Annotated in this window: 12 protein-coding genes; 11 read left to right on the top strand and 1 reads right to left on the bottom strand. The window is 41.9% G+C overall.

Annotation, left to right across the window (positions count from 1 at the left end; all coding sequences use genetic code 11):
* Window positions 1-90 precede the first annotated feature (90 nt).
* From lysA to miaA, 3 genes are all read left to right on the top strand, one after another.
* The gene (gene lysA, locus AC1RRY_RS03810) at window positions 91-1,311 is read left to right on the top strand and encodes a diaminopimelate decarboxylase (RefSeq protein WP_492817945.1); all 1,221 of its coding nucleotides are present in this window, start codon (window positions 91-93) and stop codon (window positions 1,309-1,311) included.
* Between the two features lie 37 nt (window positions 1,312-1,348).
* A complete protein-coding gene (locus AC1RRY_RS03805; RefSeq protein ID WP_492817946.1) occupies window positions 1,349-2,560 on the top strand; it encodes an acyl-CoA dehydrogenase family protein in 1,212 nt (403 codons plus the stop codon).
* 93 nt (window positions 2,561-2,653) lie between these two features.
* Window positions 2,654-3,583, top strand: coding sequence for a tRNA (adenosine(37)-N6)-dimethylallyltransferase MiaA (gene miaA / locus AC1RRY_RS03800; RefSeq protein WP_492817947.1), 930 nt, complete (start codon window positions 2,654-2,656; stop codon window positions 3,581-3,583).
* Window positions 3,584-3,596: 13 nt separating this feature from the next.
* On the opposite strand, the gene AC1RRY_RS03795 is transcribed toward miaA, so the two are convergent.
* The gene (locus AC1RRY_RS03795; RefSeq protein WP_492817948.1) at window positions 3,597-4,205 is read right to left on the bottom strand and encodes a DJ-1/PfpI family protein; all 609 of its coding nucleotides are present in this window, start codon (window positions 4,203-4,205) and stop codon (window positions 3,597-3,599) included.
* A 123-nt stretch (window positions 4,206-4,328) separates the two neighbouring features.
* On the opposite strand from AC1RRY_RS03795, the gene cmk reads away from it, so the two are divergent.
* From cmk to bla, 8 genes are all read left to right on the top strand, one after another.
* Window positions 4,329-5,030: a (d)CMP kinase gene (cmk, locus tag AC1RRY_RS03790; protein ID WP_492817949.1), complete on the top strand. Its 702-nt coding sequence runs from the start codon at window positions 4,329-4,331 to the stop codon at window positions 5,028-5,030.
* 5 nt (window positions 5,031-5,035) lie between these two features.
* Window positions 5,036-6,106: an NAD(P)/FAD-dependent oxidoreductase gene (locus tag AC1RRY_RS03785; RefSeq protein ID WP_492817950.1), complete on the top strand. Its 1,071-nt coding sequence runs from the start codon at window positions 5,036-5,038 to the stop codon at window positions 6,104-6,106.
* Between the two features lie 63 nt (window positions 6,107-6,169).
* A complete protein-coding gene (locus AC1RRY_RS03780) occupies window positions 6,170-8,491 on the top strand; it encodes a hypothetical protein (RefSeq protein WP_492817951.1) in 2,322 nt (773 codons plus the stop codon).
* Between the two features lie 105 nt (window positions 8,492-8,596).
* Entirely contained in the window at window positions 8,597-9,151 is a 555-nt protein-coding gene (locus AC1RRY_RS03775) for a glycosyl-4,4'-diaponeurosporenoate acyltransferase CrtO family protein (protein WP_492817952.1), read from the top strand.
* 46 nt (window positions 9,152-9,197) lie between these two features.
* The gene (locus tag AC1RRY_RS03770; protein ID WP_492817953.1) at window positions 9,198-10,184 is read left to right on the top strand and encodes a phosphotransferase enzyme family protein; all 987 of its coding nucleotides are present in this window, start codon (window positions 9,198-9,200) and stop codon (window positions 10,182-10,184) included.
* A 12-nt stretch (window positions 10,185-10,196) separates the two neighbouring features.
* Window positions 10,197-11,270, top strand: a complete 1,074-nt coding sequence (locus AC1RRY_RS03765) for a winged helix DNA-binding domain-containing protein (RefSeq protein WP_492817954.1) — start codon at window positions 10,197-10,199, stop codon at window positions 11,268-11,270.
* A 12-nt stretch (window positions 11,271-11,282) separates the two neighbouring features.
* Window positions 11,283-12,053 carry a helix-turn-helix domain-containing protein gene (locus AC1RRY_RS03760; protein ID WP_492817955.1) on the top strand — a complete coding sequence of 257 codons (771 nt, stop codon included), beginning with the start codon at window positions 11,283-11,285 and terminating at the stop codon, window positions 12,051-12,053.
* A 48-nt stretch (window positions 12,054-12,101) separates the two neighbouring features.
* The gene (bla, locus tag AC1RRY_RS03755; RefSeq protein WP_492819280.1) at window positions 12,102-12,818 is read left to right on the top strand and encodes a BlaB/IND/MUS family subclass B1 metallo-beta-lactamase; all 717 of its coding nucleotides are present in this window, start codon (window positions 12,102-12,104) and stop codon (window positions 12,816-12,818) included.
* The last annotated feature ends 53 nt before the right edge of the window (window positions 12,819-12,871 follow it).

The following is a 12,871-nucleotide window of genomic DNA, read 5'->3' as shown; positions in this document are numbered from 1 at the left end:
GCGGTAGTATCCTCTGTGTTTCTTTATAATAATACTGCCCTACACGAGTTATTCATAACCATTTAAATATCTGTTTTAAACAGAAAAACCATGTTTTCAATTCAGAATTACACAGTTGAGTCTTTAGCCAATCAGTTTGGAACACCGCTTTATGTCTATGACGGCAATAAAATTGAGGAACAAATCGGTAAAATGCGCACAGCATTTGCAGGCGCCAACCTCAAAATAAAATATGCCTGCAAGGCCCTTACCAATATTAACATCATGAAGTTGATGCGAAAAAACGGGGTGGATATAGACGTGGTATCCATGCAGGAAGCTCACCTGGCAATTCTGGCTGGTTATGAACCGCATCAGATACAATACACTCCAAGTGGTGTGGCTTTTACAGAAGTGCAGGAGGCCGTTACTTTAGGTTTAAGAATGAACCTTGACTCATTGCCTTTGCTGGAAAAATTCGGACAAACCTACGGCGGCTCACTGCCTATCTGTCTGCGTATCAATCCTCATATTATGGAGGGAGGCACCTTGAAAATATCAACCGGACACAAGGATTCGAAGTTCGGTATCTCTATTGAACAGGCATCTGAAATCTACGAAATAGTACAGAAGTATAACCTCCGGGTGGTTGGTTTGCACCAGCATACAGGTTCTGATTTCAAAAACGCCAATGTGATTATTGATGCAGCCGAAAAACTCTTCGATCTGGCGTTCAACTATTTCCCTGATCTTGAGTTTCTCGACTTAGGTTCAGGTTTTAAAGTAGCCTATAAAGAAGATGACCACGTGACCGACATGGAAAAACTCGGTAAAAGCGTAGTAAAAGTATTCAACGATTTCTGCCAAAAATATGGCAGAGAAGTACAGCTATGGTTTGAGCCGGGCAAATTTCTGGTAAGTGAGTGCGGATACCTGCTGGCACGTGCCAACGTAGTTAAACATAATCCGGGACGTAATTTCGTGGGGGTAGACTCCGGCCTTAACCACCTTATCCGCCCGATGATGTATGATGCTTATCACGAAATAATCAATGGGTCAAACCTCGGAGGTGAAGAAAAAGAAACCTATGATGTTGTGGGATACATCTGCGAAACAGATACCCTGGGCAAAGACCGCACGATTCCGAAAGTAAATGAAGGTGACATACTGGTTATCAAAAATGCAGGCGCCTATGGTTTCTCGATGGCCTCTAACTATAACTCACGTTTCCGCCCGGCAGAAGTATTGATTTATAATGGCCATGCGCAGTTGATTCGTCAGCGTGAAACGATGGAGGATATTCTGAGGAATCAGATTGTGCTTGAAATATAGTTTGCTTACATTTGAAGCCTCAACTTATAGCTAAAATATGATCGCTTCAGAACAAACTTTTCATCGTTCCAATAAGAAAGACGAGTTTGAATCGCCTGATTTTTACGGAATTGACGACTTACTGACCGAAGAACAACTGATGATTCGTTCGGCAGTGCGCGATTTTGTGAAGCGTGAAATATCTCCTATCATTGAAGACGCCGCTCAGCGATGCGTTTTTCCCGAACATCTGGTTAAAAAATTTGGAGAACTAGGCATCTTCGGCCCTACTATTCCGCCGGAATATGGCGGGCAGGGGCTTGACTATATTTCTTATGGCCTTATGATGCAGGAAATTGAACGTAGCGACTCAGGCATGCGTTCAACTGCTTCGGTACAAGGTTCTCTGGTCATGTTCCCCATCTTTAAATTCGGTAGTGAAGAGCAAAAGCGTAAGTACCTTCCCAAATTAGGCAGTGGGGAGTTTCTGGGTTGTTTCGGATTGACGGAACCTGATTTTGGCTCAAATCCGAGTGGCATGACAACCCATTTTGTAGAAGACGGCGACCATGTGATACTGAACGGCACTAAAATGTGGATTTCGAACGCCCCGAAAGCAGATGTGGCGGTGGTGTGGGCCAAGAACGAGCAGGGGCGTGTGAAAGGCCTGATTGTGGAACGTGGTATGGAGGGTTTCAGCACACCTGAAATACATGGTAAGTGGTCGTTGCGGGCAAGTATTACAGGTGAACTGGTATTTGACAATGTAAGAGTACCCAAGGCTAATATTTTACCGGAAGCCGATGGCTTGAAAGCGCCGATGGCTTGTCTCGACAATGCCCGATACGGCATTGCATGGGGCGCTTTAGGCGCAGCAATGGACTGCTACGAATCGGCCAGAAGATACGCTCTGGAAAGAATCCAGTTCGATAAACCCATTGCTTCATTTCAGCTGATTCAAAAGAAACTGGCTGAAATGCTTACCGAAATAACCAAAGCACAACTCATATGCTGGCGTTTGGGGAACCTGAAAAATCAGGGTAAAGCAACTACTGCACAGATATCTCTGGCCAAGCGTAACAATGTAGCCATTGCACTGGACATTGCACGTGAGGCCCGCCAGATACACGGTGCAATGGGTATAACGGGCGAATATTCCATTATGCGCCACCAGATGAACCTCGAATCGGTAGTGACTTACGAGGGTACGCACGACATCCACTTGCTTATACTTGGTAATGCCATCACGGGTATTCCTGCATTTAAATAATTTAGTGCTTGAGTGAATGAGCGATTGAGTGATTATGCCTCCATCGATTGTTATTTCATTTAATTTTATAGTCAAACCGTACTTTACATTCACTTGGCAATTACACCCGGCAAATATTTAATCCTTCTTGTTGGCCCTACTGCGGTAGGTAAAACCGACTTATCTGTTAAACTGGCACACCTGCTGGATACGGAAATCATTTCAGCCGATTCAAGACAGTTTTATCAGGAATTAAGTATCGGGACGGCAAAACCTACTGCTGAAGAAATGGATGGAATTACGCATCATTTCATCAATTCACACAGTATTTCTGACTATTATAGTGTCGGTGATTTTGAAAGAGATACCATCCAATTATTGGAAGCAGACATTTTCAGGCGAAAAGATGTGGCTATCATGACAGGTGGCTCCGGTCTGTTTGTAAAAGCCATTACTGATGGGCTCGACGATATGCCTGAAGCGCCTTTGGAATTGCGAGAAAAATTAATGAGCCGATTGGAAACTGAAGGCCTTGAAACCCTGGTTGAAGAATTACAAAAACTAGACCCCGAATACTGTGCTACTGCAGATTTGCAGAATTCGCAACGGGTGATCAGGGCTCTGGAAGTCTGCTTAAGCACGGGTATGCCCTTTTCCGAGTTCCATAAAAAAAACAAGATTCAACGAAACTTCCAATTTATTAAAATCGGTATCGAACGGCCCAGAGAGGAACTCTATGATAGAATTAACAGACGAATGGATATAATGCTGGCGAATGGGCTCGTGGATGAAGTGAAAAATTTAGCGGCATTCAGGAATCATAATGCCTTGCAAACGGTAGGTTACAAAGAAGTATTTGAGTATCTGGATGGGAATTGTGATTACGCAACAATGGTAGAGTTGCTGAAACGCAATTCGAGACGATATGCCAAAAGACAAATGACCTGGTTCAAGAATCAGGACAATTTTCAGTGGTTCAATGCCGAAGATTTTGAAGGGATTTATGAGTATATCAAACAAGAATTAAAGACTTTTAGTCTTTAATAGAATTAATATATTATCTCCAATAATCATACTGAATATACTTTGCCGTCTCATCAGCCGCATCTTTTCCATGCAATTTTGAAACTACATACAGCGCCATATCAATACCCGCCGATACCCCGGCAGAAAGAATAATCCGGCCGTTATCAACCCACCGCTCTTCCGGATATAACGTTGTACTGGGTGCCGCCAGGCGCATTTGTTCAACTGCTTTAAAGTGTGTAGTAGCAGACAAGCCCTCTAATAAACCGGCTTTAGCCAGAATCAAAGATCCCGTACAAACCGATAAAAGCAGTTCTACTTTTTCATTCATGGCTTTTACCCAGTCCAGCAGTCTTTCATTATTCATTTCCCGTCTGGTTCCAAAAGGAGTACCGTCGGGTTTGAAACCACCACCACCGGGTATCAGCAGAATATCAGGCGTTGGGCAATCTTCAAAAGTATAAGTAGGTATCACTACTAAATTATTCCTTGCTGCAATTTTCGGTTTTTCTGCCACCGTGAAAACATCAAAATAGCCCTCTGCCCCATTTTGCTTGCCTGCAACACCAAAAATTTCGAAAGGCCCGGTAAAATCCAGAACCTCCACGTCGTCAAATATAAAAATGCCTACTGTTCTCATACAACTGAATACTTGATTGATTTTGTACAATACCTGGAATCCAATGAAAAATCCCTAAATCCTGTCTCAACAGATTGTTACTCTCGCAAAATAGATTTTTCTTTGCAAAAACTTTCTGATTGAATGCAAAAAATTACAATTGCCGTTGATGGCTATTCCAGTTGTGGTAAAAGCACCACCGCTAAAAGAGTAGCCAAAAAATTGGGTTATACTTATATTGATACCGGTGCCATGTACCGTTCGGTAACGCTCTATTTTCATGAGCACCTGATCACGCTCACCAACGACAAAGAAGTAGAAAAAGCCCTTGAAAATATTCATATTGAGTTCAGAAGGAATCTGAACGACGGCCGGAACGAAACTTTTCTGAATGGCCTGAATGTGGAAGATGAAATCAGAAAGTTATACATTGCCAATCAGGTAAGTGAGGTAAGCGCTGTGGCAGCAGTAAGACACGCCATGGTAGCACAACAACGCCGCATGGGCAGGAAAAAAGGAGTTGTAATGGATGGCCGGGATATAGGAACCGTTGTTTTTCCGGATGCGGAGTTAAAAATTTTTATGACTGCCGAACCCCTCATCAGAGCCAACCGCCGACAAATAGAGTTGGCTGAAAGGGGCGATCTGGTAGACCTGGAGGATATCATCGAAAACATCAGAAAACGTGACTTTATTGATACTACACGTAAAGAAAGCCCGCTCAGAAAAGCCGATGATGCCATTGAAGTGGATACCTCGTACATGACACTCGACGAACAGATAGATGTGGTATGTTTGCTGGCAGATGAAGCGTTGAGTAAAAAAATCAAGAATGATTCGTTATAAAGCCAATGCAGGAGTTTGATTATATCATAGTGGGGCAAGGCATTGCGGGTTCATTGCTGGCATATCAGCTTATGAAAGCCGGCAAAAGGGTCATTGTCCTGAATGATGAGTCTATTCCATCGTCATCCGCAGTAGCCGGAGGCATCTTCAACCCTGTTACCGGTAAAAATCTTGATAAGACCTGGCTGGCAGATACCATTTTTCCTTTTTCCAGAGATTTTTACCATTCGATCGAAAAAGAAACGCATACCAGTTTTTATCACGAAACCAATCTTTTCCGCCCTTACGCTAATGAACAACAGCGAAAGCACTTTTTGCAGTTGACCGATGAATATGATTTAGATAATTATATCAGTCTGGCAAAACCCGGTGTTTACAATGAAATAGAAAATCCCTTAGGTGGTCTTTATACTTCTTCAGCAGGCTGGGTAGACGTGCCAATAATGTTGGATGCGCTGAAAAAAGTTTTTATCGGGTCAAATGCTTACCGCACAGAAAAATTCGACTATGCTGCCTTGCAGATTTCAGAAGAACGCGTTACTTACCACCTATTCACCGCACCGAAAATCATTTTCTGCGAAGGCTATTATGCTTCTCAAAACCCCTATTTCAAATGGCTGCCGTTTAATCCGGCCAAGGGTGAAACTCTTATTGCAACCATGACTGACTATTCCATCAAAGAAATTGTGAATCAGGGCTCATGGATTATCCCTATTGGCAACCAGCAATATCGTTTTGGTGCTACGTATATCTGGAATCAGTTAGACTGGGTGACTACTCGGGAAAGCCGGGAGACCATACTGCATAAAATTGACAAATTTCTCAAAGTCCCCTATCAAGTTATCGGCCAGCAGGCGGGTATCCGTCCGACTACAAAAGACCGTCGCCCGTTCTTAGGCAACCATCCTGCACATGCCAACGTCTGTGTTTTTAACGGGTTAGGAACCAAAGGTGTATCTTTGGCTCCATATTTCGCTCAGGAAATGTTATTTTTTTTGGAAAACCAGAAAGATTTAATGTCTGAATCTAACATTCGGCGATTTTATTCGTTATATTCGTTACAAGATTTAGCATAAACCCAAAAATCAGGAATCAGTGTTTCAGCCCCGAACGAAAGGTCGGGCTATATACAGAGCGCTATGAAAAAAATCTATACTTTTCGTCGAAACGTTGCTCGTTTATTTATCATTAATGCTCTTATTTTCATAGGAACGCCTATAGCTTTTGCTCAGAATTATTATGCCTCTACACAAGAAGAGTTCGGTAAAAACCGGATTCAGCAAAAAAGATTCGAATGGGTTACAATTACGAGCAATAACTTTGAATTTAACTACTACAGAGGTGGTGATAAAATAGCACAGAATGCAGCTAAATTCTCCGAAAGTGAATACGACCGGATTACGGAGTTGCTGGGCTATACGCCGTTTACCACCATGAAGATTTTTCTGTATAACTCTCCGAAAGATTTAGCACAAAGTAACATCGGCCTTACGGCTCCCATAGACCTCGACGGCAGCATTCTTAATCTGGCTAAATCGAGGGTACAGATTGCATACACCGGCAACGAAGAAACATTCAGAAAAGAATTGATCAGACAAATAGCCCGCCTGTTCGTCTATGACATGCTATACGGCGGCTCGTTGAAAGAAGTATTACAAAGCTCACTGCTATTGACGGTACCTGAATGGTATATGTCAGGTATTGCCGCTTATATTTCAGAAAACAGTGAAGACCCTGCCGCTCTTGACCGCATGCGGGTTGCCGTCTTGAAAAATAAAGATAAGAAGATATCGCATCTGGAAGGAAAAGATGCCGAATTGATAGGCCAGTCTATCTGGAACTACATAGCCATGAGATACGGTAAAGATAATATTTCAAACATTCTGAATCTGACTAGGATTATTCGTACTGAAGAATCGAGTATTACAAGCACGCTGGGTATCTCGTACAACCGGTTCATGAAAGAATGGAAAGAGTTTTATATGAGTGGTGCCTATGCCAATGCCCCTGAAAAAGTAGATGGACCTGCCACGAAATCGATTGTATCTCCAAAAATAGATCTTAATAAGCCTAAAGAGAAACTGGTTCTGGAAAAAGGTGAAGTAGATACCGACAACTACGAATTTGATGCCGAAAACATCATGAAGTCGTTGGCCACAGAGACCGGCAAAAGCAAGATTGAGAACAACGATAAGTCGACTCCGAAACTCGGTCGTTTCCGGGAGACCTTAAAAATCAAAGGGCCTTTTGCTTATGAAAACATTATGGTGGCCAACGATGTAAAGACCGATTTTCTGATGGATCCGGTAAGACGAATGGGTATGAAAAACACATTGGTACTTAATGACTTACTGGAAAACCACAACATCAAACTAGGGCTTTTCATTACACCGATACTTCGTAATCATGACATACAACTGGAGTACAACAATAACGCCAACCGTGTTGACTGGGGTTTAGGTATTTTTCGCCGTTCTGTTTCATTTGGCGAGCTCGACAACCGGACCATGTACCTGTTCCGTCCGCTGAATATTAATCCGCCTTCCAGCGCTGTGGGTAGCATCGACAGACGACTCTTTTATAATAAATTCTCCGCTTATGCCAATTACCCTATTTCGAGAAATCTCAGGGTTGGTATTTCGCCATTCCTGGTAACCACTACCGATGTTGATTTAATTGATCTAGGTCGTAAGACACTCAGTTCGTATTATCTTGGCTACAAAGGAGAAATTGTATTTGATAACACCACTCCTCTGTTCAGTAAAGTATTAACCGGCACCAGGGCAAAACTTCGTTTGGAACGCTCATACAGCCTTACTTCAAGTACTGAAAATTTCAGTCGCATGGTAATAGATGCACGTCATTATCAGAGAGTGCTGAACACCTTTATCTTTGCAGCCAGAGTATCATATAGCCGCTCGCTAGGTAATGCCCCCAAGGTTACATTTTTAGGTGGGGTTGAAAACTCTATCAACCGTAGTATTGAAGGATCAAATGGACAAGGTACCGGTGTTCCGCGTGACTTAAGAGATGTTTTGTTTTACGACTATGCAGGCAATTTAAGAGGTTTTAATTTTGCCAAGTTATTTGGTACCAGCCATTTATTAACCAATCTAGAACTTCGTTTACCTCTGGCTCAGTATTTCTCTAAAGGTTCGTTTACTTCCAATTTCCTTCGCAACATGCAGTTTGTGGGCTTTAGCGATATTGGTACCGCGTGGTATGGTAGTAAAGGGCCGTTTAACCGTCAGAACAGCCTGAATACAGAAGTAATCGGAGGTGGTGATAACCCGTTCCAAGCTACTGTAACAAATTTCAAAAATCCTTTTCTGGTGGGTTATGGTGTAGGTGTCAGAACTACCGTTTTGGGTTACTTTGTAAAAGCTGATTATGCCTGGGGAGTTGAAGATAGCGAAGTGGGTAAACCTAAGTTGTACCTTTCGCTTGGATATGATTTTTAATTGATACATACGCTTCAGATGCAAGCATCTGAAGACGGATATAGAAAAACCCGTTCAACACGAATGGGTTTTTCGTTTGTTTAATGGCCTCTTCATAGTTATCTGATGAATACAGAACACAAACAGATTCAGCAAAAAGCTATTTTTTATAACCAGCTGATTAATTTTTTCTGGTCTATTCTGTCGTTTACCCCTGTTGTTTATTTCTGTTATCAGTATGTACCCCTTCTACTCTTATACTGGTTTCTGGGCGCAAGTGGTCTGGTTCTTTTAGTGCCTGCTGCCTTGCTTTCTAAATTTCAACTCAGTACCCGTCAACATATATACAGACGAATAGGTATCAGAGTCATCAAAAAATATACGCAAGACGGCGACCTGGTAAACTGCTTCATCAAGAGTCAATATCCACAATATAAGTATGTTGAAAACAGGCAATCTTTCAGAAAGGTAATGGCCAAATCTTATGTCAATGAAAAATTCCATTATATGGTTTTTATCTTTTTTCTGTGTATCAGTATTTATGCCTTCGTTGAAGAACTACCGGGATGGGGCATTTGCATAAGCATCATGAATATAGTATATAACCTTTACCCTATCTTTTTGCAGCAATATAACCGGATCAGGCTCAATCGATTGATGCAACGGCAAAGCAAATCCTGATTTTACCAATTTCACCTCCACCCTATTTTAATAATTAGCGCAATCAATGAATCATTTTCCTGTTATCACTTCAACACTTTCCGAAAACCACCTGGCTCTATTTTTACAGGAAAAATATAAGCTCGGCCATGATACTACCTGCCGCCTCATAAAAACCGGAATCAACCATGTATATCTGATTACTGATCAGGAACAGAAATATGTTTTCAGGGTATATAGCCTTAACTGGCGGACAACTCAGGATATTAGTGAAGAAATCAGACTGCTGAATCTGCTGAAAGAACATCAGTTATCGGTTTCTTATCCTGTAGCAGATACACAGAATCATTACATTCAGTCTCTTAACGCACCGGAAGGCATCAGATACGGGGTTATGTTCTCTTATGCCCCGGGTGAAAAAGTATTGAGTTTCTCTTCTGAACTGCATTATAAAATCGGAGAAATAATGGCTCGTTTTCATCAGATAACACATAACCTATCGTTAGAAAGAGTCACTTATACGCCTGAAAAACTATTGTTTGATTCACTGCAGCATTTCTTTGGTTTTCTACCTGATGAGTCGCCGGAAGTAGCATTTATCAGACAAACACAGGCCTATCTGTATGAGCAACTGAAAAAGGTAAATACCAACCAGCTAAGGCAAGGAGTAGTACATATGGATATATGGTTTGACAACCTGAACATTCTGGATGAAAAGGAAATAACTATTTTCGACTTCGACTTCTGCGGTAATGGATGGCTTTGCTACGACATCAGCTATTATATCATGCAAATATATAGCACCGAAGCTGACGAGAACGAATACAAACGTAAGGCTGAAAGTTTTCTGAAAGGTTATGAGTCTGTAACACCCCTAAGCGACGAAGAAAGACGCATTTTACCTATGCTCGGCGAATGTATTTATCTGTTTTATCTGGGTGTGCAATGCCAGCGATTTAATAATTGGTCAAATACGTTTATCAATGAGGTTTATTTGAAAAGATTCATAAATTTACGTATTAAAAGATGGTTTGAATACAACAATTTAGGATAGGTTCTTAACTTGATGACAAAGGCTGAAATCATAACTTACCGGCTTTATAACCAGCAAATCAGTGAACCAAAATTTACTGAACCTCAGGAGGTGGTATCGTGTATGGTAGCCATGCAGGCACAGGAATATGCCATGGCAAAATGGGCTATCGCCCTTCGCGCAACTCATGTAAGCGAAGCAGCCATTGAACAGGCCTTTAACGACGGAAAGATACTCCGTACTCACCTGATGCGCCCTACCTGGCATTTTGTATCTCCGGCCGATATCAGATGGCTATTGGCGTTGACAGCCCCACGTGTGCATGCCTTTAATGCTTATCAATACAGAAAAAACGGGCTGGATAGTGCCGTGTTCACTCAGTGCAATGATACTATCATTGAACAATTGGAGGGAGGGAAGTTCCTCACGCGCCCTGTATTAAATGATGCCTTTGTTGAAGCCGGAATTGTAGTTGATGGTGTAGGCTTAAGTTGTCTGATGATGCAGGCTGAGTTAGATGGTATCATTTGCAGCGGCCCAAGACAAGGTAAACAATTTACCTATGCCTTAATTGACGAGCGGGTTGCTCCTACCAAACCACTGACGCAGGAAGAAGCATTGACCGAATTGGTTAAAAGATATTTTACAAGCCGGGGTCCGGCCACTATAAATGATTTTGTGTGGTGGTCAGGACTGACAGCAAAAGATGCCCGGGTTGGTATAGCGAACCTGTCATCTGATTTTATCAGAACAAAGGCAGACGGGCAGGAATACATCTATGCTCCTGTCAGTACAAAAGAGATAACACATCCCGGGCATTCGTTCCTGATGCCGGATTATGATGAATATGGTATTGCCTATAAAAACCGTGACGCTATACTTCCCGTTAAAGACGTGAATGCCGGACAAGCCGTTTTTGCTTTCAACCGAATGGTAGTTATCGACGGAGTGATTGTGGGTTCATGGCAGCGAACTACAAAAAACAAAAGTATGACTATTGAGGTTGTACCGGTTTATTCTTTAACCAAACAGGAAAAAGCAATCATTGACCAGGCCATTGACCGATTTAAAGCGTTTGCCAGTAGAATAGCCGACGAAATTGACTAATAAATTGGAAACATGAGTTTTACCACTTTCATACCATGTGATGCACTGAAACCTTACGTAAAGCTACTGGCGATTTCAGAATCTACGGAGGAATCGGCGTATAAGGTGCTTCCCGTTACAGGTATGGTAATGGGTTTTCAATACAGTGGTAATCTGGTTAGTATCGAGAATGCTAAAGAAACAAGACTGAATACAGCCGGCATAACCGGCTTACAGGATAAATTCAGACTATTTAAAAGCTCAAAGAACATAGGAACGGTGCTGGTATATTTTAATGAAACCGGGGCAGCTTATTTCTTTAAAGTACCCATGAATGAGCTATTTGGCGAAAGTGTGTCTTTAGAGAATTTTATGCGCCAGTCTGAGTTGAATGAGATAGAAGACCGACTGTCGGAAGCGCCGTCACATGCACAGCGCATTGCAATCATAGAACAATTTCTGATGGCACGTTTGCAGCCTGTTTATACAGATAAACTTATCCAGACGGCTATTTATCATATTCAGGAAGCAAAAGGAAACATTAAAATAAGCGACCTGGCTCAACAACTATACACCAGCAAAAGTCCGCTCGAAAAACGATTCAGGAAAATTGTGGGGGCATCACCCAAAAAATTTGCCAGCATTGTGCGCTTCAATACTCTGCTGAAAAGCCATACAGACCAAAAAACATTAACCGAACTGGGCTTGGAGGCAGGCTATTTCGATCAGGCGCATTTCATACACGACTTCAGGGCTTTTACTGGAGAAACCCCCGAGACGTATTTCCAGCCTAAAAACAAGTAAATTCTCAATCATCTATAAACGTGCATCGTGCTAATGAAAACAATCAAAATGTTCCTTTCTTTTATTATCTTATTTATAAGCTTTCAGTCATGGAGCCAGGTCAGCCGATTGGATATCAGACATTTAACCGGAGACTTCTACGTCTATATCACCTATAACGATTACAAAGGAACACTCTACCCTGCCAACAGCATGTATGTAGTTACGAAAGACGGGGTAGTAATGATTGATACCCCCTGGGATGAAAACCAGATGGTGCCCTTGCTGGACAGCATTGAGAAAAGACACCGAAAAAAAGTAATTATGAGTATTTCTACCCATTTTCATGCCGACAGAACCGCAGGCCTTGAAATATTAAAAGAACGGGGTATTAAAACCTATTCCAGTCGTTTAACACAGGAACTATGTCTGGAACACGACGAGCAGGTTGCCGAATATAGTTTTGCAAAAGATACCACATTCAATGTTGGAGAATATTTGATTAAGACTTACTTCCCCGGTCATGGGCATAGTCCCGACAACATTATGGTTTGGTTTGAAAAAGGCAAAGTACTCTATGGCGGATGTTTCATAAAAAGTACCGAAAGTACAGACGTTGGCAATTTATCTGATGCCAATGTACCGGAATGGGAAAATTCTCTGACACGCGCCATTAAAAAATATCCGGCACCGAAGTATATTATACCCGGGCATTTGTCATGGAGCAGTCCACAGTCAATGCAGCATACGCTTGAAATGGTAAAGAAATATAATAATACAAAGTAGAGTCGTCGGTTCTACAAAGAAGAGTTTAAAAGGAGCTATTAAATGGCTCCTTT

The sequence above is a fragment of the Emticicia sp. GW821-FHT11C11 genome, assembly GCF_058808615.1.
Note: the sequence above shows the minus strand (reverse complement) of the source record. Positions and strands in the feature narration are given on the sequence as shown.

Bases quoted from the DNA above. Each gene is read 5' to 3' on its own strand.
- lysA (WP_492817945.1), top strand. From the start codon at position 91: ATGTTTTCAATTCAGAATTACACAGTTGAGTCTTTAGCCAATCAGTTT.
- AC1RRY_RS03805 (WP_492817946.1), top strand. From the start codon at position 1,349: ATGATCGCTTCAGAACAAACTTTTCATCGTTCCAATAAGAAAGACGAG.
- AC1RRY_RS03795 (WP_492817948.1), bottom strand. From the start codon at position 4,205: ATGAGAACAGTAGGCATTTTTATATTTGACGACGTGGAGGTTCTGGAT.
- cmk (WP_492817949.1), top strand. From the start codon at position 4,329: ATGCAAAAAATTACAATTGCCGTTGATGGCTATTCCAGTTGTGGTAAA.
- AC1RRY_RS03785 (WP_492817950.1), top strand. From the start codon at position 5,036: ATGCAGGAGTTTGATTATATCATAGTGGGGCAAGGCATTGCGGGTTCA.
- AC1RRY_RS03780 (WP_492817951.1), top strand. From the start codon at position 6,170: ATGAAAAAAATCTATACTTTTCGTCGAAACGTTGCTCGTTTATTTATC.
- AC1RRY_RS03775 (WP_492817952.1), top strand. From the start codon at position 8,597: ATGAATACAGAACACAAACAGATTCAGCAAAAAGCTATTTTTTATAAC.
- AC1RRY_RS03770 (WP_492817953.1), top strand. From the start codon at position 9,198: ATGAATCATTTTCCTGTTATCACTTCAACACTTTCCGAAAACCACCTG.
- AC1RRY_RS03765 (WP_492817954.1), top strand. From the start codon at position 10,197: ATGACAAAGGCTGAAATCATAACTTACCGGCTTTATAACCAGCAAATC.
- AC1RRY_RS03760 (WP_492817955.1), top strand. From the start codon at position 11,283: ATGAGTTTTACCACTTTCATACCATGTGATGCACTGAAACCTTACGTA.
- bla (WP_492819280.1), top strand. From the start codon at position 12,102: ATGTTCCTTTCTTTTATTATCTTATTTATAAGCTTTCAGTCATGGAGC.